This window comes from Streptosporangium sp. NPDC006930 (genome assembly GCF_040635605.1).
GTDB lineage: Bacteria > Actinomycetota > Actinomycetes > Streptosporangiales > Streptosporangiaceae > Streptosporangium.
Genome location: NZ_JBEYID010000011.1, coordinates 184,022 through 207,361 on the forward strand (window position 1 = coordinate 184,022; position 23,340 = coordinate 207,361).

The 23,340-nt window shown below is 68.9% G+C and carries 17 protein-coding genes; 9 read left to right on the forward strand and 8 right to left on the reverse strand.

Features of this window, described 5'->3' with window-relative positions:
* Position 1 precedes the first annotated feature (1 nt).
* Positions 2-1,327: a glycoside hydrolase family 6 protein gene (locus ABZ664_RS20915; RefSeq protein ID WP_362512078.1), complete on the forward strand. Its 1,326-nt coding sequence runs from the start codon at positions 2-4 to the stop codon at positions 1,325-1,327.
* A 132-nt stretch (positions 1,328-1,459) separates the two neighbouring features.
* Here ABZ664_RS20915 and ABZ664_RS20920 read toward each other — a convergent pair whose 3' ends face one another.
* A complete protein-coding gene (locus ABZ664_RS20920) occupies positions 1,460-1,954 on the reverse strand; it encodes a MarR family transcriptional regulator (RefSeq protein ID WP_362512081.1) in 495 nt (164 codons plus the stop codon).
* Between the two features lie 77 nt (positions 1,955-2,031).
* On the opposite strand from ABZ664_RS20920, the gene ABZ664_RS20925 reads away from it, so the two are divergent.
* On the forward strand, positions 2,032-2,454 hold the full coding sequence (locus tag ABZ664_RS20925; protein ID WP_362512084.1) for a DoxX family protein: 423 nt from the start codon (positions 2,032-2,034) through the stop codon (positions 2,452-2,454).
* A gap of 222 nt (positions 2,455-2,676) precedes the next feature.
* A complete protein-coding gene (locus tag ABZ664_RS20930; RefSeq protein WP_362512087.1) occupies positions 2,677-3,540 on the forward strand; it encodes a hypothetical protein in 864 nt (287 codons plus the stop codon).
* Here the strand turns inward: ABZ664_RS20930 and ABZ664_RS20935 are convergent.
* From ABZ664_RS20935 to fxsA, 3 genes are all read right to left on the reverse strand, one after another.
* Positions 3,476-5,461 (reverse strand): tetratricopeptide repeat protein, encoded by a 1,986-nt coding sequence (locus ABZ664_RS20935; protein WP_362512090.1) that lies wholly within the window; start codon positions 5,459-5,461, stop codon positions 3,476-3,478. The two genes, ABZ664_RS20930 and ABZ664_RS20935, sit on opposite strands and share 65 nt — an antisense overlap.
* Positions 5,458-6,390, reverse strand: a complete 933-nt coding sequence (locus tag ABZ664_RS20940) for an SIR2 family protein (RefSeq protein WP_362512093.1) — start codon at positions 6,388-6,390, stop codon at positions 5,458-5,460. The genes ABZ664_RS20935 and ABZ664_RS20940 overlap by 4 nt, the downstream gene beginning before the upstream one ends.
* A 77-nt stretch (positions 6,391-6,467) precedes the next feature.
* Positions 6,468-6,644: an FxSxx-COOH cyclophane-containing RiPP peptide gene (gene fxsA / locus ABZ664_RS20945; RefSeq protein ID WP_362512096.1), complete on the reverse strand. Its 177-nt coding sequence runs from the start codon at positions 6,642-6,644 to the stop codon at positions 6,468-6,470.
* Between the two features lie 255 nt (positions 6,645-6,899).
* On the opposite strand from fxsA, the gene fxsT (ABZ664_RS20950) reads away from it, so the two are divergent.
* Positions 6,900-9,437 carry an FxSxx-COOH system tetratricopeptide repeat protein gene (fxsT, locus tag ABZ664_RS20950; RefSeq protein WP_362512099.1) on the forward strand — a complete coding sequence of 846 codons (2,538 nt, stop codon included), beginning with the start codon at positions 6,900-6,902 and terminating at the stop codon, positions 9,435-9,437.
* 73 nt (positions 9,438-9,510) lie between these two features.
* Here fxsT (ABZ664_RS20950) and ABZ664_RS20955 read toward each other — a convergent pair whose 3' ends face one another.
* Positions 9,511-10,818 carry an HEXXH motif domain-containing protein gene (locus tag ABZ664_RS20955; protein WP_362512102.1) on the reverse strand — a complete coding sequence of 436 codons (1,308 nt, stop codon included), beginning with the start codon at positions 10,816-10,818 and terminating at the stop codon, positions 9,511-9,513.
* A 782-nt stretch (positions 10,819-11,600) separates the two neighbouring features.
* On the opposite strand from ABZ664_RS20955, the gene ABZ664_RS20960 reads away from it, so the two are divergent.
* Together ABZ664_RS20960 and ABZ664_RS20965 are read left to right on the forward strand one after the other, a co-directional pair.
* Positions 11,601-12,776, forward strand: coding sequence for an FxsB family cyclophane-forming radical SAM/SPASM peptide maturase (locus ABZ664_RS20960; RefSeq protein WP_362512333.1), 1,176 nt, complete (start codon positions 11,601-11,603; stop codon positions 12,774-12,776).
* Entirely contained in the window at positions 12,773-14,077 is a 1,305-nt protein-coding gene (locus tag ABZ664_RS20965) for an HEXXH motif domain-containing protein (protein ID WP_362512105.1), read from the forward strand. Before ABZ664_RS20960 ends, ABZ664_RS20965 begins: the two co-directional genes overlap by 4 nt.
* Before the next feature lie 11 nt (positions 14,078-14,088).
* On the opposite strand, the gene fxsT (ABZ664_RS20970) is transcribed toward ABZ664_RS20965, so the two are convergent.
* Complete coding sequence (gene fxsT, locus ABZ664_RS20970; RefSeq protein WP_362512108.1) at positions 14,089-16,620, reverse strand: FxSxx-COOH system tetratricopeptide repeat protein; 2,532 nt, start codon at positions 16,618-16,620, stop codon at positions 14,089-14,091.
* A 192-nt stretch (positions 16,621-16,812) separates the two neighbouring features.
* Here fxsT (ABZ664_RS20970) and ABZ664_RS20975 point away from each other — a divergent pair, with 192 nt between their 5' ends.
* The 3 genes from ABZ664_RS20975 (at position 16,813) to ABZ664_RS20985 (ending at position 20,081) form a co-directional block, all read left to right on the forward strand.
* Positions 16,813-16,977 carry a hypothetical protein gene (locus tag ABZ664_RS20975; protein ID WP_350944028.1) on the forward strand — a complete coding sequence of 55 codons (165 nt, stop codon included), beginning with the start codon at positions 16,813-16,815 and terminating at the stop codon, positions 16,975-16,977.
* A 195-nt stretch (positions 16,978-17,172) separates the two neighbouring features.
* Positions 17,173-18,063, forward strand: a complete 891-nt coding sequence (locus ABZ664_RS20980) for an SIR2 family protein (RefSeq protein ID WP_350944250.1) — start codon at positions 17,173-17,175, stop codon at positions 18,061-18,063.
* On the forward strand, positions 18,060-20,081 hold the full coding sequence (locus ABZ664_RS20985) for a tetratricopeptide repeat protein (RefSeq protein WP_362512113.1): 2,022 nt from the start codon (positions 18,060-18,062) through the stop codon (positions 20,079-20,081). Before ABZ664_RS20980 ends, ABZ664_RS20985 begins: the two co-directional genes overlap by 4 nt.
* Positions 20,082-20,130: 49 nt before the next feature.
* Here ABZ664_RS20985 and ABZ664_RS20990 read toward each other — a convergent pair whose 3' ends face one another.
* Both ABZ664_RS20990 and ABZ664_RS20995 read right to left on the reverse strand, forming a co-directional pair.
* Positions 20,131-21,552, reverse strand: a complete 1,422-nt coding sequence (locus ABZ664_RS20990) for an MFS transporter (RefSeq protein ID WP_362512116.1) — start codon at positions 21,550-21,552, stop codon at positions 20,131-20,133.
* A 107-nt stretch (positions 21,553-21,659) separates the two neighbouring features.
* Positions 21,660-23,333 carry a hypothetical protein gene (locus tag ABZ664_RS20995; protein ID WP_362512119.1) on the reverse strand — a complete coding sequence of 558 codons (1,674 nt, stop codon included), beginning with the start codon at positions 23,331-23,333 and terminating at the stop codon, positions 21,660-21,662.
* Between the last annotated feature and the right edge of the window lie 7 nt (positions 23,334-23,340).

Consider the following 23,340-nt stretch of genomic DNA (forward strand, 5'->3'; position numbering starts at 1 on the left):
CATGCCAAGAAGATCAATCCTGGCCACGCTCTGCGCGGCTTTGGTGATCGCGTCAGGTGCGGCGATCGCCGGCGCCTCCGGCGCGTCCGCCGCCGATTCCCCGTTCTACGTCGACCCGGACACCGGTGCCGCCAAGTGGGTCGCGGCCAATCCCAACGACTCCAAGGCGCAGGTGATCCGGACCCGGATCGCCTCCGTGCCGCAGGCCCGGTGGTTCACCACCACCAACACCTCCACCGTGCGCGGTCAGGTGTCGTCGTTCGTCGGAGCGGCGGCGTCGGCGGGCAAGATCCCCATCCTCGTCGTCTACAACATCCCCAACCGAGACTGCAGCGGCGCCAGTACAGGTGGCGCGCCCAACCACACGGCCTACCGTCAGTGGGTCGACGAGGTGGCCGCGGGTCTGCAGGGACGCCCGGCGACGATCATCCTGGAGCCCGACGTCCTCCCGATCATGACCAGCTGCATGAACTCCTCCCAGCAGCAGGAGACGAACGCCTCCATGGCGTACGCGGGCAAGAAGCTGAAGGCGGGCTCGTCCTCGGCGAAGGTCTACTTCGACATCGGGCACTCGGGATGGCTGTCGGCGTCGGAGGCCGCCAACCGCCTGAGGGCCGCGGACATCGCGAACAGCGCGGACGGTATCTCGCTGAACGTCTCCAACTACCGGTGGAGCTCCACCGAGGTCCCCTACGCCAAGAACATCATCTCCGCCACCGGGATCTCCAGGCTCCGCGCGGTGATCGACACCAGCCGCAACGGCAACGGCCCGCAGGGCAGCGAGTGGTGTGACCCGCCGGGACGGGCGATCGGCACGCCGAGCACCAACGCCACCGGCGACTCGATGATCGACGCCTTCCTGTGGATCAAGCTGCCGGGCGAGGCCGACGGCTGTATCGCCGCGGCCGGGCAGTTCGTCGCGCAGCGCGCCTACGACCTGGCCATGGCCGCTCCGCCCGGCCCGGATCCCACACCGACCCCCACGGTGACGCCGACGCCGACTCCCACTCCGGGCGGCGGCAAGGCCTGCACGGCCACCTACCAGCTGGTCAGTTCCTGGCAGGGCGGCTTCCAGGCCGAGGTGATCGTGCGGAACTCGGGCGGCGCGGCCCTCACGGGCTGGACGGTGAACTGGTCCTTCCCCAACAACCAGAGCATCACCCAGCTCTGGAACGGGCAGCACACCCAGAGCGGCGCGAGCGTCTCGGTGCGGAACGTGTCCCACAACGGCAACCTCTCCGCGGGGGCCACGGCGAACTTCGGGTTCACCGGCAACTGGTCAGGAAGTAACGGTGCTCCCTCCTCGGTCAGCTGCACCGCCGCCTGACCCGGTGATGCGGCCCTGATCCGGTACGGCTCGCGCGGTATGCCCCCCGCGCGAGCCGTACCGGATTCTTCCGTCTTCCCTCCGACCGCGTAGCCGAAAGGGAGAACCGGTCTCATGGGTCCGTTCCGCGCCTTACCCTGGGATTTTGCCCGGCCGGAGCGGGCCCGCAGGGGCCGCCCGCATGGCCGCGGCGGCCTTCGTCATGATCTGTCGCATGCTCTCGACCTCCTCGGGAGTGAGCTGGTCGATCAGGAAGGCGCGCACGACGGCCACGTGCCCCGGCGCGGTCCGCTTCAGGCAACGCTTGCCCTCCTCGGTGAGCACGGCGAGCACGCCCCGCTCGTCGGAGGGACAGGCCTCCCTGGTGACGAGCCCTCTCCGCTCCAGCTGGCCGATCTGATAGGTGAGGCCGCTCTTCGAAACGATCAACCGGTTGGCCAGCTCGGTCATCCGCATCCGCCCGCCGGGGTCCTGGGAGAGTTTCGCCAGGATCTCGTACTGGGCGTGGGTCAGATCGGCATCGACTTTCAGCTGGTCCTCGACGCGTCGCTCCAGGAGGTGTGTCGCGGCCACATAAGCCATCCATGCGGCCATCTCGCTCTCGTTGAGCCATTTCACGTCGCTCACCGGAACATTCTACTGCTTGTTCAAATTTGAACTAACCGCTATGGTTTGTACAAATTCGAATGACAGGAGGAGTCAGAATGCTTGACCAGCTAAGACCGTATGTCCTGTTAGTGGCGAGGATCGCTCTCGGCGTAATCTTCGTGTTTCACGGCTCGCAGAAATTCCTGACCTCGGGACTGGCCCAGACCACCGCGGCCTTCGACGCCATGGGGATCCCCCTCGCGGTCGTCTCCGCACCGGCGGTCGCCATCATCGAGGTCGTGGGTGGCATCGCGCTCATCCTGGGCGCGGCCCTGCCCGTGTTCGGCTTCCTGCTCACGCTCGTCATGCTCGGTGCCCTCGTCTTCGTTCACCTCTCCAACGGCTTCTCGGTGAGCGAGGGCGGCTACGAGTACGTGCTCGCCCTCACCGCGGGCACCATGGTCATCGCCCTCAGCGGCGGCGGAGCCCTCGCCGTCGACGCCCTCTGGCAGCGCCGCCGCCAGCCGGCCACCGTCTGACCCTGTAGGACCCTGTAGGACCCTGTAGGACACCGTCGGACCCTGTCCGACACCGCCGTCACATCCGACCGGCCGTCGTACGGAGCCGGCTCCTGGAGCGGTCACCGCTCCGGGTGGTTCGGCCGGTCGCCGGAATTACGGATGCCGGGTCTTTCCCCAGCGGGAAGGCCCGGCCGACCGGAACCAACGACATCGAACATTACGAGGTCCCGATCCCGGACAATGGGCATAGCTGTTCTCGACAGCGCCCAAGAGTTGGGGGTCGGTGTGCGTCTGATCCAGAGAATCGGCAGGGATTTCAAGGCCCGGCAGCATATCGACGCGTATGCCCTCACCGTCGTCCTCTTCGGTTTCGCCTTTCTCTCGATATTCGCCGACAAGCTGGAAGACGACCTCAGATGGGCGGCCCTGTTCTCCGGGGTCGGGCTGCTCCTCTACCGGCTCACCCTGACCGATGAGCCCGCGGAATCGCGCACCGACCTTCTGCACGACCGTTCCGTGTACGACAGGGTGCCGCTCTCCTCGCTGCTCGCCCAGGCCCGTGACGTGCGCGTGTTCGCGCCCTCCGCGGTCAACCTGCTGTCGGCGCAGACCTGCGAGCTGATACGCAACACGGTCCTCGCGAGGGAGCGGGGAACCGCCAGGATCGTCGTTCTCGACCCCACGGAGAAGGCGGCGGTCCGGCAGGCCGCGAAACAGCTGGACGATTCGGTCGAGTTTCCCGTCCAGCGGCTTCCCGCCGCGCTGGAGAGCACGATGGAACGCCTACGGTTGATGAGCGGCTGGAAAACGGCGGGCCGGTTCGAATACCGCCTTCTTTCCTACAGCCCGGGATTCAGCCTCGTCCTTGTCGACCCGGAAACCCCCAGGGGCCGTGTCATCGTGGAGATTCACGGCTTCCACAACGCGTCCACCTCCTCACGCATGCACCTGGAGTTGACCCGTGGCCGCGACGAACGCTGGTACACCTACTGGGTGAGCCAGTTCGACCACATGTGGGAGGCGGCGAGAGCGGACGATGTCACGCCGTCCTCCGTAGAAGCTCCTCGGCCTGCGCCCGCAGATGCGCGGGAAGCCCGGGAGTGACCGCGCCGAGCGCCCGCGAGGCGAACTCCTCCGACAGGGCGGACCGCCCCAGCAGGGCGTGGACGCGTGCGGCCCGCACCAGGAGGGGGCCGCTGTCGGAGTCGCCGGCGAGGGCGTCGAGGATCTCCTGCTGGGCGGCGTCGAACCGCTGCTCCAGGGCGAGGGCGAGCGCCCTGGCGGCGATCGTGCCGGGCCGCTGGTGCCTGCGTACCCGATCCAGGTCGCGCAGGGCCTCCGCGGGCTTTCCGAGGTCGGCCAGGATCTCGCCGCGCAGCGCGAGTGCCTCGGCGGGAGGCTTGTCCGCGAGCGCCAAGGCCCCGTTGAGCAGGGCGAGGGCGGCGCGCGGCTGTCCCAGATGCCACAGGGCCTGCCCGAGCGCCAGATGCGCCGGCAGGTCGTTGGGAACCCAGGAGAGGGCGGCGCGCAGCCGCTCGACGGCGCTGTCGTAGTGTCCCAGCGCCAGCAGGAGCCGTCCTTCCCCGGTCAGCGCGGAGGCCACCCCGTTGAACCGCTGCAGCGTCGCGAACAGGTCGGCCGCCTCCTCGAACCGGCCGCGTGCGCTCTCCACCTCACCTTCCGCCGATGCCACCTCTCCCAGGATCAGCAGGGCTTCGGCACGCACCCACGTCTCGCCGCTCCCCGAGGCGCGGACCGCCTCCTCCGCGAGCCCGCGGGCCGTCTCCCAGCTCTCTCTGGCCAGCGCGAGCCTCGCGTCGCCGAGATAGGCCGCCGGGGGCCGTGACTGGCGCACCGACCCGATCAGACGGTCGTGCTGCAACTCGTACCAGCGGATACCCAGCCGGTGCTCACCTCGCAGGATGTGGGAGTCCTCCAGGGCCTTGGCGACGGCGTTCGGCATGCCGGCCGTCTCGTGGAGTCCCTCGTAGACGGTGTTGCGCGTCCCGTGCTCGGTGACGAAGGTCCTGCGCAGCCAGGAGCGGATCTCGCTCGACGTGACACCGGATCCGGCCGAGACGCGCGCGAGCATCCGATCGCAGAATCCGGTGAGGAATCGATCGACGTTCACGTGCAGGTTCACGTGGTCCACGCTGATCTCCCTGAGCCCGGAGGGCAGGGACTCCCACAGCGCGGAGCAGACGACCTGCAACTGGACCGGTTCGATCGTGTTCAGCGTCAGCGTGGTCGTCTGCCCCTCGTCGTTGGAGATCGGGACGGTGCGCAGGTCGTCCACGAGCCGTTCCGCGGCCCCGGGGGCGAAGAACCTGCCGGTGCGCTCAAGCGGCCTCGTGGTGGCGTCGAGCGCCGCGGCGCGCGTGAGCGGCGGCAGCTGGAACCGCGCCCGCGAACCTCGGCCCAGCGGGCGCTCGTGCGGCAGGACGGAGGCCAGATACTCCTCGCGCAGCGACAGCAGCAGATGGAGGCCGTCGTGATCCTCCACCGCCCGCGCCAGCTGGCGCAGGAGCTCGTTGCGGTCCTCCTCGCGGTCGAGCGGGCCGCCGAACAGCTCCTCTGCCTGGTCGACGGCGACCAGGACGGGCACCGGGTCGCCGTACCTGTCGGTGCGTTCCGGGCGTTCGGCCAGGAAGTCCGAGATCGTGAGCCCCGCCAGCGCGGGCAGCGGCCGGTCGGGGACCCAGGCCGACAGAAGCGCCAGCACGTAGGGGTTGCCGGGCATCTTCGGACGCAGTGAGGTGATGCCGTGGGGTGAGACGCGGGCGATGGGCAGTACGTCGGCGCGCTCGGGCTCCACGCGGGGCAGGACACCCGCGTGCAGAAGGGACGTCTTGCCGACCCCGGAGGCCCCGAACAGCACGGTGAGGCCCGTGGCCTGCCAGATGGTGGCGATGTCGCGGGCCTCGCGTTCTCGTCCGAAGAACAGGGCATGCTCGCTCCGGTCGTAGGGACGCGGCCCCACATAGGGCCGGATGGTTCCGTCGCCGGCGCGCGTCGCGGTCGTCATGACGTCCGTCCCATTCTCCGCCGGAGCTCCGCGCAGAACTCCGAGGCGGTCCCCAAGAAGATCGAGATGTTCCAGCGGTCGAGATAGTGGGTGATATAGCGTCTGGCCTTGCTCTCCGCACTCTCGGCGCTCCCAGCGCTCCCAGCGCTCCCGGTGCTCCCGGTGCTCCCGGTGCCGCCCGCAGGGCGGCTCACCTCGGGCATGAGCTGCACGCTCACGTGCCGCCGCTTGTTGCTGCGAGGTGTGTTGCGCACCAGGCCGTGAAAAAGCACCCGGAACGTCCAGTCCTGCAGGCTGTAGCCCACGAAGAGCAGCGGCCGGGCGGTCATCGCCCGCAGGATCGGGGTCGGCAGCGGATGCCGCCCGTCGCTGGCGACGGCGTCCACCATGTTGACGAGGTACGTCAGGTAGTCGGCTTCGGTCAGCACCAGCGACGCGGGCTCCGCCCAGCTCCCGTGGAGGTGGTAGACGACGGGCCGCTCCACCGTCGGCTCCGGCAGGAGGGGGGTCGCGCCGGGGTCGGCGTCCCACCAGGGGGAGACGGCGACGTGGGGATCCTTGCCCTCCGCCCGCAACGCCTCGGCCAGGAAGTCGTCGTAGTTCGTCGTGAGGAACGTCGTGAGCGGGAAGCCGGCGAGCAGCCGGTGAGGCTCGCCGGGATCGCTCACGGGAGGTCGGCCGTGCGAGCGCAGGTGGCCGCAGACCGCCTCCTTGAGGTCGACCGGATCGCGCACCACGGCCTCGCCGTACTGCATCACCCGGGCCAGGTCGCCCGAGTCGGAGAACGGATAGCCGTAGCGGAGGGCGTACTGGTTGCTGAGAGTGGTGCCGGTGGGCAGGGTGCCCGCACAGGCCCCCGCCCCGAGAAAAGGGGCGCAGTCGCCCCTGCCGAGCTGGTTGATCAAACGTTCCCAGTCGACATCGTCCATGGGCCACCCTGATCATTGGGAAACGGTCCCTTATAGGACTCTATTTCCCGTCATGCCTGCGCGAAAGTCAAGATCTTTCATATGGACGATGTGAATCCGGCAGCCGGTCCTGCGCTGTCGTCCTCAAGTATCCGCCTTAATGCGCGCTTAAGGCTGGGATTATCTATATGATCAAGGTCGGTCAAACTCAGTCCGGTGACGTCGATGAGATTGCTCTTGATGGAATCGATCTCGCCTGCGACTTCCTCGCCCATGCGGACTCCCCTGTCCGTGGCCTGTTCACGCGAGCCACTCGCAGCGCGCGCATCACTTACACCGTAATCTTTCCACGTTTGCCGAGCACTTCTAACCCAGGGTAGCCGGTTATCTTGGCATCACAAAGATAGAAAGTCCTTCATGTCTTATCCTTCGTTTGGTATGCCGCCATGAGAGTCTGACTTCTCCGTCCATGCACCCGGCCTGGCCGGGAGTCTAGGCTGAACGAGAATCGGGCGAGTGGAGGCGGTCGGGTGTCCATTTCAGAGTCTTCGGGAATTCCCGGGGTGCCGGGACGTCAGCCCCGAATCTGGGGCAAGATCCCGCAGCAGAACAGGAATTTCACCGGTCGTGAAGATCTCCTCGAAAAGCTGCACGCCGGGGTCACCTCCGAGGTCACCGCGGTGGTGCCGCACGCCCTCCACGGTTTCGGGGGGGTCGGCAAGACCCATGTCGCGATCGAGTATGCCCATCGCTTCCGCCACGAGTACGACCTGGTCTGGTGGATCCCCGCCGATCAGCCGATTCTGGTGCGCTCGTCGCTGGCCGCGCTCGCCCCGCATCTGGGCATATCGTCATCCGCCACGATGGGGGTGGAGGAGGCGTCCAGAGCCGTGCTGGACGCCCTGCGCCTCGGCGAACCGTACTCCCGGTGGCTGCTCGTCTTCGACAACGCCGAACAGCCCGAGGACATCAACGAGATCATCCCGCGGGGCCCGGGACACGTCCTGATCACCTCGCGCAACCACGCCTGGCAGGGTGTGGTCGACACCCTGCCCGTCGACGTCTTCACCCGGGCGGAGAGCATCGAGTTCCTCAGCAAACGGGTTCCGAGGTCGACCAGCCTCGACGACAGAAACCGGCTGGCCGAACAACTCGGTGACCTCCCGCTCGCACTGGAGCAGGCGGGGGCCCTGCAGACGGAGACGGGGATGTCCGTCGGGCAGTACCTCAGCCTGCTCGAAGAGCAGACCGTCCAACTGCTCGACGCCAACAAGGCGGCCGACTACCCGCTGTCCATGACCGCGGCGTGGTCACTGTCGGTGTCCCAGCTCAAGGCGAAGCTGCCCGAGGCCGTGGAGCTCCTGCGCTGCTGCGCCTTCTTCGGCCCGGATCCGATTCCCCGCGACGTCTTCGGAGTGCTTCCCGAGGATTTCGCGTCGGAGTCGCGTCTTGGCTCGCTCCTCGCCGACCCGATCCTGTTGAGCAAGGTCATCAGGGAGCTGGGCCGCTACGCTCTCGTGCGGATCGACTCGGAGAACCGGACGATCCAGGTGCACCGGCTGGTCCAGGCGCTCCTGCGTGACGAGCTGAGCGAGGAGGAGCACCTGTCCTTTCGCCGGGAGGTCCACCTCCTGCTGGCGACGGCGACACCGGGCCTGCCCGACGACAACGCCTCCTGGCCGAGGTACGGGGAGTTGCTCAGTCACGTGAGGCCCTCCCTGGTGGAGGAGAGCCGCGATCCCCGCATCCGCGGGTTCGCTCTCGACATCGTCCGCTACCTCTACTCGTCGGGCGGCTACCAGTCGGCGGTCGATCTCGTGGGAAGCCTCATCCGGACGTGGCGGGCCGACAGCGGCAGCGATGATCAGGCCGTGCTCTCCGCGCAGCGGCATCTCGGCATCGTCCTGCGGGAGTTCGGCGACTACCGGGCCTCCTTCGAGCTCAATCGCGACACCCTGGCACGCATGCGGACGACCCTCGGGCCCGACCACGAGGAGACTCTCCTGCTCGTCAACAGCCACGGCGCCGACATGAGGATGCTGGGCGACTTCGCGGCCGCGCTGGAGCACGACAGGGACTCGTTGCGCCGGCACCAGGAGGTGTTCGGCCCTGACCACCGCCGGACGCTGCGCGCGATGAACAACCTCTCCGTCGACTACATGTTGCTCGGCGACTACCGGCAGGCGTTCGAGCTGCAGAAGGTGCTCTACACCAAACAGCCCTCCTCGGCCTCGAAGTCGAGTTCGCTGTTCGTGCTGGCGTCACGGAACGGCCTGGCCCGCATCGTCAGGCTCAGGGGCGACTACTCCGAGGCGTGCGACCTCGGTGAGGACGCCTACGAGCTGGGAATGCAGGAGCTGGGGCCCGACCATCCGTGGACCCTGCGGGTGGCCAAGGACCTGTCCATCGCCAAGCGCAGGGCGGGACTCGCCGACGAGGCGTTCGAGATCGCGCAGCGGACGTACGAGCGGCAGGAGCGCATCTTCGGCCGTGACCACCACGACACGCTCGCCGCGGCCCTGTGCCTGGCCAACGCCCAGCGCACCAGGGGGCAGATCACCGAGGCACTGGAGCTGCTGCGCGACACCGCGGCTCGCTACCCCAGGAGATACGGCGACGAGCACCCCTTCACGTTCGGCTGCGACATGAACCTGGCGCTGCTCCTGCGGGTCAACGGGGAGATCGAGGACGCGAGCCGGTTCGACCGCAGATCCCTGGACGGCTTCGATCGCACGCTTGGTCGCGAACACCACTACTCGCTCACCTGCGCGATCAACCTCGCCAGCGACTTCGCCGCGAGGGGGGATGTCCCCGTTGCCAGGGAGCTGGGCCAGGAGACCCTCGTCCAGCTGCGCGAGCTTCTCGGGGCGGACCACCCCCTCACCCTGGCCTGCGCGAACAACCTGGTCATAGACCTGCGGGCGGAGGGTGCCGTGGAGGAGGCCGCGGCGCTCGAAGCCGACACCTACGAGCGCTACGAGCGGGTGCTCGGCAACGACCATCCCGACACGAAGGTGGCTCTGCGGAGCGAGCGGCTCGACTTCGACTTCGACCCGCCCGTGCTGTGACCGCCACGTTCCGGCGCGCGGGCCGTGACTCCCGCGTGCCGGACGTCACATCCTGGCCGGCCCGCTCCGGGCGCTAGCCGTTGCGTTCGAGCCAGCGCGCGCGGTGCTCGTCCGCGCGCCGCAGGCCCATGGCCCGAGCGCGGGCGGGCACGCTCTCCCGCGACCAGTCGTCGAGGCGCCGCGCCATCCCGGCCGCGAAACTCTCACCGGTAGGGGTCAGCCGCCCACCGGTGAGCAGGGTGCCGGTGACAAGGCGCGCGGCCTCACGCCACTGGAAGAACTCCGCGTGCGCGCGCAGGGCCGCCTCCCCCGACTCCAGGGTGCGCTGGCGCATCCAGTGGCCCGCCACGCCGAGGAAGGCGTACGCCCCCTGAAGGAGTCCCGGCACGGGGCGGGGGTCCTCACGCCAGGGGGCGTAGTGGCGGGAGCCGTCGTCGGGGAGGGTGAGAGGTACGAGGTCGAGCAGGGCCGAGAGCTTCGCGTGTTGTGTCTCGTGCGTCAACGTGACCGCGAGAGAGAGCGCGTCCGGTGGTGTCGACAGGGCCACGCAGCCGAAGGTCTCCCTGGAGGTCGAGCTCGACTGGCCCCCGGCGGGCGCGATCAGCGGTGTGAGGACCGTGATCGCGGTGGACACCTCCTCCGCCACGGTCCGGTGGTGCCGTACCAGCAGATCCCAGGCGGTGTGCAGCGTCGACTGCCATCGCTCGGTCTCGGCCTCGCTGAGCCGCTCGCCGATGTTGGCCGTCTCCGGCATCCTGTAGGGGTCGAGGTCGTCGATGACCAGGCGCAGCGGTATGCCGTCCGCCTCGGCGGACAGCGTGCGCAGGCCCCGCCACCCCGGCGCGTCCCGGCGGGGGTCGTCGGGGATCCGGACGATCATCCGGTCCGCGGTGACCTCCGCGCCTTCGGCGGCGCACTCGACCGTGGCCCAGGAGACGGTCGGCGACAGGATCGCCTGCCCCAGTGACGGCAGTGTCACCACTCCGTCCGCCGCGGGCACGTCGATGTCGCAGGCCGTGCGGGAGCGGATTGCCGCCGCGGCGGCCAGCGCCGAGAGCTGTCCCGGTGTCGCGCGGGTGTCGCCCGCACGGAGCATTCTGATCGTCCGGCGCGCCCAGGCGCCCACCGAAGAGTGCCGTAGCACGGCGTCGACGGCGCCGGGATGACGGCGCTGGACGGTGGCGAGCAGATCGTAGGCACGGCGGGTGGCCGACGACTCCGTGTGGCCGGTCGTGCGAGCCGTCTCCACCACCGCTCGTACGAGAAGCGTGTGCTTGCTGTACTGGGCGGCGGAGAGACGGCCGACCGCGGGGGCGCCACCACCGCCGTGGGCCAGCTCGGAGAACACCTTCGCCGGAATCCGGTGCTCGGGTAGATTCATCGCGCCCCTTCAATCTCCGCGCTTCGTTCGGAGGGCCAGATCGGCTCCGACCCTGTTCTTGATATGCCCGATGAGACGGAACAGGTCGACGCAGTAGACCGATGGATTGGCGAAACCGTGGCCTGCCCGATAGCGATGGGCGTAAAGACCGCCTCCGCACACCCTGCCAACCGGGCACGCCCGGCATTTCTCCGACAGGGCCGGCTCGCCGGCCGGACCCGCGTGACGATCTCGCGGATCGGCTCGCCGCCGTGCGGCACGATCTCGACGTTGCCGAGGTCGTGCGTATGAACGCGTTCGGCGATCCTCGCGGCCGTGGCGGTGAAGGTCTCGCGGCATGCGCTTCGGACGGTTGCGCCAGCCGGAGTCCGCCATTTCGTACATATAGCAATATCTACATGCGAGATCGCACCTGCTGTGGATCTTCAAAATGAACTGCCGAAAAGGGATGGCTCTCCGGCCGGTGGTGACAAGCCCGCCGACGTCCGGGTCCGAGGGCCAATCGCGCACGGTTGATCGGCCTCCACCTCGGCGTGGCGTTATACAAGGTACCGAAAGTCAGCTACAGGGTAGATGGAGGGCGGGGGACGTCGCGGTCGAAGAAGTCATCTCGCTGTACGACCGTTAGGTGCTACTGAAGAAAGCTTTACTGGCTTTAATCTTGACTAACGGCACAAAGTGGTGCGAGATGGGAATGGCGCAAGAGAGGCGTGCCGCATTTGTTAGAGAAGCCGGAACCCAAAATCCTGTCGGCCGAAAACGTGTTTCCGGCCACACTCGATGTGGCCGAACTACTGGCTTCCGGATGGAGGCCCTTCGCCTTCCGACAGTTCATTCTGAAGATCCACAGCAGATGTGACCTCGCCTGCCGTCACTGTTACATCTACGAGATGGCGGACCAGTCCTGGAGGGCCCAGCCGCGGCGCATGTCCGAGGCGATCGTCCAGCGAACGGCACAGCGCATCGCGGAGCACGCCCTCGCCCACGAGCTGGCGGAGGTGGAGGTCATCCTGCACGGGGGAGAGCCGCTTCTGGCCGGACCGGAACTCATCTCCCACGCCGTGCGCACCATCAGGGGAGCGGCCGCCGACGTCGGGACCCGGGTCCACGTCGGCGTGCAGACCAACGGGCTGCGCCTGGACGAGGCCTACCTGCGGCTCTTCGGTGACCTGGAGATCCGGGTGGGGGTGAGCCTGGACGGCTACGAGGCGGCCCACGACCGGCACAGGCTCTTCACGGGCGGAAAGGGAAGCCACGCCATGGTCGCCGCCTCGTTGCGGAGACTGACGGCCGGTCCCTTCCACCATCTCTTCAGCGGTCTTCTGTGCACGATCGACGTCCGCAACGATCCGCTGGCCACCTACGACGCGCTCCTGGAGTTCGACCCGCCGGCGGTCGACTTCCTCCTGCCGCACGGAAACTGGCTCACACCTCCGCCCTTTCGCGACCCGGGCTCGGCCGCCACCCCGTACGCCGACTGGCTGCTGCCGATCTTCGACCGCTGGTACGGGGCGGCGGTGGAGGAGACCGAGATCCGGTTCTTCAACGAGATCGTCCGCCTGCTCACCGGGCGTGCGTCCCGTACCGAGGCCATCGGCCTCTCCCCGGCGAGGATGGTCGTCATCGAGACGGACGGCAGCATCGAGCAGTCGGACATCCTCAAGTCCAGCTATCACGGCGCTCCCGCCACCCTGCTGCACGTCCTTCGCGACTCCTTCGACACGGTGCTCGGGCACCCGTCCATAGCGGCCCGTCAGATCGGCGAGCTCGCGCTGGCACCCGTGTGCCGGGCCTGCGACCTTCGTTCCGTCTGCGGCGGCGGACTCTACCCGCACCGCTACAGCGAGACCCACGGATTCCTCGGCCCCTCGGTCTACTGTCCCGATCTCTACCGGCTCATAGATCACATTCGCGCGCGGCTCGTACGCGACGTCGCCCGGCTGAAGGGAAACGCATGAGGTTCACCTTGCGTCCGGTGTCCGACGAGACGTTCTCCAGGCTCGCGAAGGGCGGGGGCGGGACCGAGGCCATGGCCGAGCTGCGCGTGCGGCAGTGCCTCAGGACCAGGTTCTTCATCCGCGGGCTCGTCCTTGAGGCGAAGGCGGCGGGCCATCCGCACGCCGATCTCTCGGCTCGCGCCTACGATCTCCTGGCCGAGATGGAGAGCCAGGGGAGAGAGCGGGTCGACCCGGAGCTGTGCCACCCGGCCGTGGGCGCGTGGGCGCTGCGGACGTACCGCTCGCTCAGGGCCGGTACGGGGGCGAAGGACGATCCCGGTCGGCTGGCAGCCCTGGTCGTCGCGATCGCGGTCAGAGCGCGGATCGCCTGCGAGGTCCGCCTCGCCGTCGAGGAGGACGCCGTCGTCCTGCCGGGGCTCGGCCGCCTCACCGTTCCCGCAGGTGCGCGGGGAGTGCTCGCCGTCACCGTGCGGCCGGACGCGAACGGGGCCGAGCTCGACATCGGCCGCTCGACGGTCCGTGTCGACCCCCTTCGCGACGGGGCCGGCTGGCAGATTCTGCGTCGGCTGCCGGTGGATTCCGGGCTCAGCCTCGTCGTCGACGACGTGGACCCCTACCGGTGGCCCACGGGACATGTCACCGAGTCGCGGCTGAGCGAGCCTCGGCTGAAGCACTGGGCGTCGTGCCTGCGCGACGCGTGGCGCGTCCTGACCGCCCGCCACTGGACCGTCGCCGCGGAGTTGACCTCCGGCATCACGGCGCTCACCCCCATACACGCACCGGCCTTCGGCCAGAACAGCGCCACCTCGCGCGAGACGTTCGGGACCGTCGCCCTGTCGGAGCCGCAGCACGGCCTGGGAATGGCCGCGACGTTCGCCCACGAGATCCAGCACGCGAAGCTGACGGCGCTGACCGACACGGTCGAGCTGACCCTGCCCGAGAACGGGCGGCGGCACTACGCGCCGTGGAGGAACGACCCCCGCCCCGTCAACGGGTTGTTGCAGGGAGCGTACGCCTACCTCGGGGTGGCGGGATTCTGGAGGCGCCAGCACGCTTCGGAGCGGGGAGCCCGCGCCTTCCGTGGGCAGGTCGAGTTCGCGCGCTGGAGAGAGGCGGCGTACGGCGTCACCGGCACGCTCATGGCGAGCGGGGGCCTGAACGAGCGCGGGGCGGAATTCGTGAAGGCGATGAGGGGCACGCTGGAAGCCTGGCTGGACGAGCCGGTGGACCTCGCGGTGGCGGCGCAGGCCCGTCGCGAGGCCGAACAGCACCTTGAGAGCTGGAGGCGCCGCAACTCCTGAGCCGGGGGTGGTCAGATCGGCGGGGGGTCGAAGTCGCACTCGATGCGACGGCCCTCGCTCGCGAGCAGGGCGTCTGGGTGACCGATCTCCAAAGGGCGTTCGTATCGCCGCATCGTGTCGGCGTACAGGAGATCGGCCTCCTTCTCGGCGCCCGTCGCCCGCAGGTCGAGGGCGAGGTTGCCGGCGCAGGCGAGGCTCAGGAAGTGGTTCTCGCCGAGGAGCTTGCGCAGCAGGCCGAGGGTGTCCTCGCCGAGCTCGCGGGCACTGTCGCTCTCTCCCATCGCGGCCAGGTCGCTCTGGAGGCTGATGGCGCAGCTCAGCGGGTAGTGGTGGTTGCGACCGACCTTCGCGATCAGGGCATCCCTGGCTTTCTCGTTCAGGGCGCGGGCCTTCGCGAGGTCCCCGCGCAGGCGGTGCAGGATCGCCAGGTTGCCCTCGCAGGCGTTGGTGTAGGGGTGGTCGGCTCCGTACACCTTCGGATAGCGGCTGATCGTCTTCTCCGCGATCGCGTACGCCTCGTCGAGGCTGCCCGCTGCCCGCAGGGCGTTGGAGAGGTTGATCGCGGCCGCCATGGTGTCGGGGTGAGCGTCTCCGAACAGCCGCTGGAAGCGGGTGTGCGTGTCGTGCGCGAGCTCCAGGGCCTCGGTGATCTCTCCCGCCCGCCGTTTCGCGATGGAGAGGTCCTTGGCGGCCAGCAGGGTGTAGTGGTGATCGAGGGTCAGCTCCTGGACGCCGTAGGCGTAGGCCTCCTCGCCCAGGTCGCAGGCCTCCGTGTAGTCGCCGCAGAGTCGCACGGTCCTGGCCAGGCTGTTCCACGACAGCAGCAGGGTGCCCTTGCTGATCCCCTCCGCCATGTAGCTCTGCTCCAGGTAGGTCTCCTGGTGCAGCCTGCGCGCCTCCGCGTAGTCACTGGTCAGCGCGTAGTCGAGGGCCAGGTTGTACACCACGCGCAGGGTGGAGGGGTCGGAGGGGCCCAGGCCGTTCATGTGGGTGACCCGCGACTCCTGGTCCAGTGTGCGAGCGGCGAGGAAATCGCCGCGGGCACGCAGCGAGGCCGCGTAGCCGTTGACCGTCGCGAGGGTCTCCGGATGCTCGGGACCGAGGATCTCGGTCATCTTGTCGAGGGTCGCGTGGTCGATGTCGTACGCCCTGGCGTACTGCCCGAGACCTCGCAGGATGTTGCCGAGGTGTCTGTACGCGACGAGCACGTCCAGGTGGTCCGGCCCGCTGACCTGGCTCCATCTCTCGATGAAGCTCGTGATGAACGAATGGGCCGACTGGTAGTTGCCCGACCGGTACAGGTAACGGGCCATGGACAGGGCGAACGACCTGGCCCGCGGATCCGTGCACTCCTCCAGGCCCGAGGGGGCGACGTGGGCGACCAGCTCCTCGAAACCGCGCCACTTGTCGGTGTCGTCGGGATCGTTCGGGGCGCTGCCGGCGAGCAGCACGTGGACCTCGTGCCTGACCTCCTGCTGGTCCTTCTCCGGCAGGTCGTCGCGCAGGAGCGCCTGGACCAGGCGGTGGACCTGGATGGTGCGGGTCGCCGGCTCGATCCTGGCCAGGGCGAAGCGTCTGAGCTCGCTCAGCGCCGTGGCGAGCAGGATGGGGTCGGACAGGATCGCGCTCAGGCGGGGGACGACGGCCTTGTTGCTCCTGCGGAACACGTCGCGCGGGATGGGCTCGGGCCCGAAGAAGGCACAGCAGCGCAGAACCGTGATCGCCTCGGGGAGGCGGTCCTGCAGGAGCGACACCGACACCTTCCAGGCCGCGGTCATCGACAGTGGGTATCCCGGCGCCCGGTTCGCGCCCAGCAGGCGGCTCGCCTGCTCTTCGAGCTGCTCCAGGTATTCGTCGACCGACATGCCGGTCTCGTACTGCAGCGCTCCGGCCTGCTCCAGGGCGAGGGGGAGGTCGCCGAGCTGCTCGGCCAGTCGCGAGGCGTCGTCGTCGGGAACCTCCCTGCGCAGGCGCTTCTTCAGGAACGCCACGCTCTCCTCGCGGGTGAAGACGTCGACCTGGAGGGTCTCGAAGTGGTCCTCCCACTTGGGATTGCGGGAGGTGATCAGGACATGGCCCGGCCCGCGCGGGATGAACTCCGCGACCTGCCCCGGCTCCTCGGCGTTGTCGAAGATCAGCAGCCAGCGGCGGTAGGGGTCGCCGCTCTGCAGCGTCCTGCGCACGGCCTCCGCGGCCTCCTCGACGCCGGTGGCCGAGACCGCGGGCAGGCCCAGGTGCGGGGCCATCGCGGCGAGGGCGGACGGCACCAGCACGCGCTGGTCGGCGGGGATCCACCAGACAAGGTCGTAGTGCGAGCGGTAACGGTGGGCGTACTCGATGGCCAGGTGGGTCTTGCCGACGCCGCCCCATCCCTGAAGAGCCTGGGGCTGGGGGACCACGGCGGTGACGGTGCTGATGCCCTGGCGGAGCTTGAGAAGCAGGTCGTCCCGCCCCGTGAAGTTTCTGTTGCGGGGCGGGACTTTCTCCCAGATCTCGGGCTGACGCTCCGGCACCGTGTTCGCGGCGTGTGAAAGCTCCACCACCTCTGGCCTCCGCCCTGTTCGATCCGAAGGATTCTGCCGCCATCTTAGAGCTTGATTCGAGAAGCCGGGCAGAACAGAATCAAATAAATGAACGGCGCATCTTGAATTCTGCGGGCACGGCAGATGGGTGTCACGCCCGTTTGGGGTGGCCGAAAACAGGTCGGCGGCAGGGTCGTTTAGTAGGGAGCGCAAATGCATTATGACGGTGCGGCGTCGACGGTCTCCATCGACATCACCGATCTGTCGTTCAGGGATCTTGAGAAGGTCGGGAGCGCCTCCCTCAGGAGAGTGCTGGAGGAGTTTTTCGAGCACGGTGCGGATCTGGAGCCGAGCGCGGGTTTCGACAGCTCGATATGAGCGACCGCCTTGCGATTCCGGGCAGAGTGCGACAGAAAGATAACCGTGAAGCATCCGCCCGTTTCCCGTCGGTCGGTGAGCCGGGCATCAAGGTCCTGCTCGCTGGGGGTTGACCGGGGCAATAGAGTCATTCGGCATCGGGTCCGTGGTCCAAACGGGCCTTCTGCCTGTGAGGTGGTGCCCTGCGTGCACGACATGGGGGAGGCCGAGTGGGAGCGCCTGCTCGACCAGCTGAACAGCGGAGACTGCACGCCCTTCCTGGGATCGGGGGCGTGCGTGGGCACCCTGCCGACGGGGACGGCGCTGAGCCGCGACATGGCGCGCCGATGGGACTATCCCTTCGCCGACGACCACGATCTCCCCAGGGTGACGCAGTTCGCGGTGATGAGATACGGGGATTCGGTATATGTGAAGAGGCGGATCTGCGACGAACTCGATGCCGGGGGAGCTCCCGACTTCCTCGACCCGCTGGAGCCGCACGCCCTGCTGGCGAGTTTCCCTCTTCCGGTATACCTGACGACGAACTACGACGACTTCATCCTGCGCTCGCTCGAAGCAGTAGGAAAAAGGCCGAATGTGGCAATTTGCCCATGGAACAAAGGGCTCGCCTACGCGGAGGATCTGTTCAGCAGTGAGGCGGGCTGGAACCCCAGGCCTGAGGCTCCGCTCATCTACCATCTGCACGGCAACCTGCAGGATCCGGCGTCGATCGTGCTGGCCGAGGACGACTATCTGGAGTTTCTCACCAACCTCGCGGTGGACGGCGTCGCGGGCGGCCAGCGAATGCTGCCCACCTCCATTCTCGCGGCGCTGACCAGGAGACCCCTGCTGTTCATCGGCTACAGCCTGCAGGACTGGACGTTTCGCGTGCTTTTCCACGGGCTGTTGAAAGCCGTTCCCGGGATCAACCGCCGCAGGCACGTGAGCGTCCAGCTCGCCCCCTCGCTCGCCAGCACGAAGGCGGACGTGCTGGAGGTCCAGCGCCAGCTGGCCAGATACTACGAAGACTGGCGGATCTCCATCTTCTGGGGGACGGCGGAGGAGTTCTGCCGTGAGCTGCGCCGGCGGATGGGACCGGTGCCGTGACCTCCGAGGTGACCCCCGATCGCGACCGGTCCGACGCGACCGGTCAACCGTACGTCGGCCTGCGGGCCTTCCGCCGCGAGGACGGCTCCAAGTTCTTCGGCCGCGACAGGGAGGCTCGCGAGGTCTCCGACCTGTGGCAGGCCGGGCGCCTGACCGTGCTGTACGGGCCGTCCGGCGTGGGCAAGACCTCGCTGATCCAGGCCGGGGTGCTCCCGCTGCTGGACGCGGGCAGGACCGACGTCCTGCCGATAGGACGGGTCTCGCACGGCTCGCCCTTCCCCTCCGCCGCGCTCTCACGGCACAACCCGCACGTGTTCGCGCTGCTGTCGTCGTGGTCCCCGTCGGAGACGCCCACCCGGCTGGCGGGGCTGACGATCCGCGAGTTCCTGGGCCGGCGCCCGCCCCGCCAGGATCCGTACGGAGATCCGGTGCTCACCCTGGCCGCGATCGACCAGGCCGAGGAGCTCTTCGGCGGCTTCGCCCACCGCCAGCCGTACCGGGAGTGGTTCATCGGCCAGCTCGTCGAGGCGCTGGACGACGACCCGAACCTGCGCCTTCTCGTCTCGATCCGGGAGGACCACCTCGCCGCGATCCTTCCCCACGAGCCGAAACTGGCGGGCATGGCCAGAAGCCGCTTCTCGCTGACCGCCCTCGACACGGCCGCCGCGGTCCGGGCGACCGAGGGGCCTCTCGAGGGGACGGGCCGCTCCTTCGCCCCCGGCGCGGCACGGGGTCTGGTGGACGACCTACGCATGATCAGGGTCGGCAGGGCGCTCGGCGAGGAGGTCGTCGCCGACGCCAAGGTGGTCGAGCCCGTCCAGCTGCAGGTCGTGTGCTCGGCCATGTGGCGCTCCCTGCCCGAGGAGGTGCGGGTCATCTCCTCCGACCACGTCCGCAGGTTCGCCAACGCCGACCGCTCGCTCACCGACTTCTCCGAGCGGATGATCTCCGAGGTGGCCCATGACCACTTCGGGGACGACGTCGCGGAGCTCAGGAGCTGGCTGCGCCGCTGTTTCATCACCGAGCTCGGCACCCGCGAGGTCGTCTACCAGGGGGAGACCGTCACCGCCGGCATGCCGAACGCGGTGGTCAGGGCGCTGGTCGACCGCCACATCCTGCGTGAGGACATCAAGGCCGGCACGCGGTGGTGTGAGCTCTCGCACGAGCGTCTCATCCAGCCCATCCTCCAGAACGACCATCTCGTCGTACGGGCCGAGAGCGGGTCGTTCCCCGACGACTACCTGCGCGCCGCCGAACTCTCGTTCCGCGACGGGGAGTTCGCGCTGGCCGCGAAGCAGGCGGAGGAGGCTCTGGAGCGCTGCGGCGACAACACCAGGTCGCGGGCGGAGATCGAGTCCTTCCTCGGTAACGTCGCGCACCGACGCGAGGACTTCGAGAAGGCCGTCTCCCACTACCGCACCGCCGCGGTCCTCTTCGAGTCGCTGGGGGCGACCTCGGCGGTCGGCGGCCTTCTCGCCGGGATCGGCAGGCTGCGGCTGGCCCAGGGACGCCCTTCGGCCGCGGTGCGGGAGCTGTACTCGGCGATACGCCGCGTGCCCGATGACATGCACATCCAGACCGAGCTCGCCTGGGCGCTCTGGTACGACGGCCATCCCGACGCGGCGCGCGACGTCCTCAACGACGTGCTGGGCAGGGAGGGAAATCTCGCCGAGGCGTTGCGCGCCCGCGGTGAGATCCTCGCCGGCCTCGGCCAGGCCAAGGCCGCGCTACGCGACCTCGACAGGGTCCGGCCGCTGCAGTGGCCCTCCACCAGGGCCGCCCACGCTCTCGCGCTGGCCACGCTGGGCCGTTTCCCCGAGGCGGAACGGGAGATCGGGGCTGTGCGGGCCGAGGCGGGAGATCACGGCCCGGTGCTGTTGTACGCCGCCCGTATCAAGGCACTGGCCGATGAGACGGGGGAGGCGGCCGCACTGGCCCGGCTGGCCGGCGCGGCGAGGTCGCCCGGGCTCCCCGCCCACCTGGCGGCGGAGGCGGAGCGCCTGGTCGGGCTCAGCTGAGCGGGCGGTTCAGGAGTGGGGGCAGGAATGGGGGGGCAGAGTGGGCGGGTCAGGAGTGGGCGGGTCTTTCCTCTCCGGGCATCAGCCTTTCCGCTCCGGGAATCAGGCTGCCGCGTAGAGCGGGAACGGCCGTCACGACTATCGCGACCGCGACCATGGTGACGAAAAGGATCACGGTCGCCCCGTCGCCGCCGAAGCAGGTGACGAGAAGGGCGCCGAGCGGCGCCGCCACCGAGATCGCCACGCGGCTGGTGAGCCGGGACACGCTCGCCACCCTCGCGATCTTGTCCGAGTCGAACGCGTGAGCCTCGAAGGTCCTGATGCTGATATTGCTGAGGGCCCCGCTGCACCCGGTCACCAGCGTCGCCACGGCGAAGGAAGCGGGGTGTCCACCGAAAGCGGCGATAAACAGCGCCAATGCCCACACCCACACCTGCGCGAACAGCATGTAGGACGGCGGTGTCACTCGCAGGACGACAAGGGATCCCACGACTCCCCCCAGCCCGCCCCCCGCCAGCACCACCCCGACGATCAGCGGCGACAGTTCCGCAGAGCTCGCGAGAAAGACCATGGTGAGCGCGTTGACCATCAGATTCGTGAAGGCGGTGAGCGCCATCGCGGTACGAAGAAAGGGTTGCTGGGCGACCTCACGCAGCCCGTCGCCGACTTTGACCAGCGGGCGCGCGTCTCGTCGGACGCCCTTCGCGTCCATTCGCATCAGAAGGCCGAACGAGAGAAAGAAGAGCACGGTGTTGACGGCGGACGGTATCGCCTGCCCGACTCCCAGCAGGAAACCGCCGAGAGGCCTTCCCGTCAGGACGGCGGTGTGGAAGCTCATCTCGCTTCGCGCGAGCGCGCGGCGAAGTCCGTCACGGCCGGCCAGCATCGGGATCAGCGCGTTCTCCGCCAGCGAGTGCAGGACCCACAGGGCTCCCTCGACGAGGGCGGCCACCAGCAGCTGGGGCAGTGAGGCCGAGCCGCAGAGCAGGGCGAAGAAGACGCTGGCCGCGGCGATCCCCCGGATCGCCTCCGTCCACAGCATGACCCGGCGCGGATCGAAATGGTCGATCAGAGCACCGGCCGGAATGTACAGCAGCAGGCCGGGAACGGTCGAGGCGAACCCCACCCATCCAGCGGCCATGGGAGAACCGGTGAGCGCCAGGGCGATGAGCGGATAGGAAACGCCGAGGGTCCGGAACGCGGTCATGGAAAGCGCCGAGCCGACCCATGCCAACCTGAGGTTCCTGGCGTTGCGTGCCTGAGGCGCCCTCGCCGGTCCGTCCCCCACAGCTTGCGTATTCCTGTTCTCGTTGTCAGCCGTTGGACAACAGCTGACAACTGATTTGTGAGGTGGGCCGTCAAAATCGCCAGCAGAAGCGGAGAAATGGGACTTTGTTGACATGAAAACGACCAATGGGACCCCTGGAATACGGGTCCCATTGTTAATTCCAGCCTCGGGAGGCCCAAGCATAGCGCCGATTCACATAAACGAAATCAAGCCCGCTCTCCCCGCCGGATTCCCGTGCCTCACGCCCGTCCCTTCTCCGTAGCACGGGGAAGGGAACAGGCGGAATGCCGTCAGGCGGGCAGCTGGGCGTCCAGGCGGTAGCCGTCGACGGTGACGTAGACCTGGTCGCCGGGACGGGCGTTCAGACGCATCAGGACGGGCTGCAGCGAGTCGAAGACAGGGTGGTCCCGCCAGACCAGGACCACCGCGTTGTCGCCGGGGCCGGTGACCGACAGCAACGTGCCGGGACGCATGCCCAGCCGGGTGGCGTATCCCTCGGGCACGGCCACCGGGCCGCCCCGCAGGTGGTCGCTGGTCACCTCGATGCGCTGCCAGCGGCCCGGGTCGGACGACGGGCTCGCGGGCGAGTGAAGCGGGGCCCGCTGGCTGGTGATCAGGTGCGGCCTGGAGTTTCCGCCCGCCAGGGCCGACAGCGTGGCCAGGGCCGCGCGAGGGTCGATGGCGCCGGTGTTCACCTGCGGGATCGGCTGTCCGCCGCGGTGATGATGGCCGTTGGCCCCCGGGGTGCGGCGCGGCAGCTGCCTGACCTCCTCGGAGGCACCCTCCTGCGGGGCCGCCTCCTGCGCGGTGCTCGCGGCGGCGAGGGCGTCCAGCCAGGGCTGGGCCGAGTGGGCACGGATGCCGAGCTGGTGCTCCATGAGCCTGAGCGAGTCGCTGTCGATCGGCTTGTTCGACAGGAGCTGGCGGGTCCGCTCGCGCAGGCCGCCCAGGTCGCCCACGACGAGCCAGTCGTCCTGGAGCCGCCGGTCCGGCATGAGCGTGACGAGCACCCTCCACAGCGGGGTCCGCAGGGTCGGGACCTCGATCGGATGCGCGGGGTCGGCACCGATGAGCTGGTCCTTGGTGGCGGCGGCGCCGAGCCACTCGGTCAGCCCGAACATGTGCCCGGTGAGCGGGGCGGACTCCGGGGAGCGCAGCCAGAGCAGAATGCGTTCCTCGGCGGCACGCTGGGCCGTCGAGAGCGCGTCGCGGTCGGCGTTCAGCTTGTGCGCGAGCGCGCGCAGGCTGATCGGGTCGACCGCGAAGAGCCGTTCCACGGCGACCGCGCGCTCCAGCGGGCTCCAGTCGCGGAACATGTTGTCGACCAGGCGCACCAGCGGGTAGTCGTTGAGGTTGACCGGGGGCGCGGGGGCTGCAGGTTCGGGGGCCGCCGGTTCTGTGGCCGCGGGCTCGGAAATCGGCGCCTGCGGCGCCGACGGCTGGGCGGGGATCTGCGGCGCGGGTGTCTGCGCCGGGTCCTGGTCGCGCTCCTGGAGCGGGACCTGGGCGTGGACGGCGGCCGGCGCGGCCTGCTCGACGAGGCCGGGGATGTGGCTGAGCACCTCGCGGAAGACGGCGGTGACCACGATCTCGGGGGAGGGCGTCGCGGGCGCGCTCAGGTCTCCCGCGGTCAGGCGGCGCAGGCGGCTCCAGCCGCCCAGGCCGGCGATGGCCGAGCGCGCGGGCTCCGGCCAGTCGGGCAGGGTGGGATCGACCGTGTGCACGTGCAGCGCGGGCAGCACGTCGCTCAACGGCAGATGGTCCCAGCGTGACAGCGAGAGCCGGGCCAGCCTGTCGCAAACCCAGTCGAGCCCTGCGGCGCCGAGGGCCTTTGGCAGGGTGACCGACGACCACCAGCCGGCGGGCAGCCGGGGGTCGGCGAGGGCTTCGGCGACCTGCTGGGGACGGCTCCAGCGCAGGGCCGGGACCAGATCACTCAGGCAGATCGATGACTCGGCATCCATCGGCGGA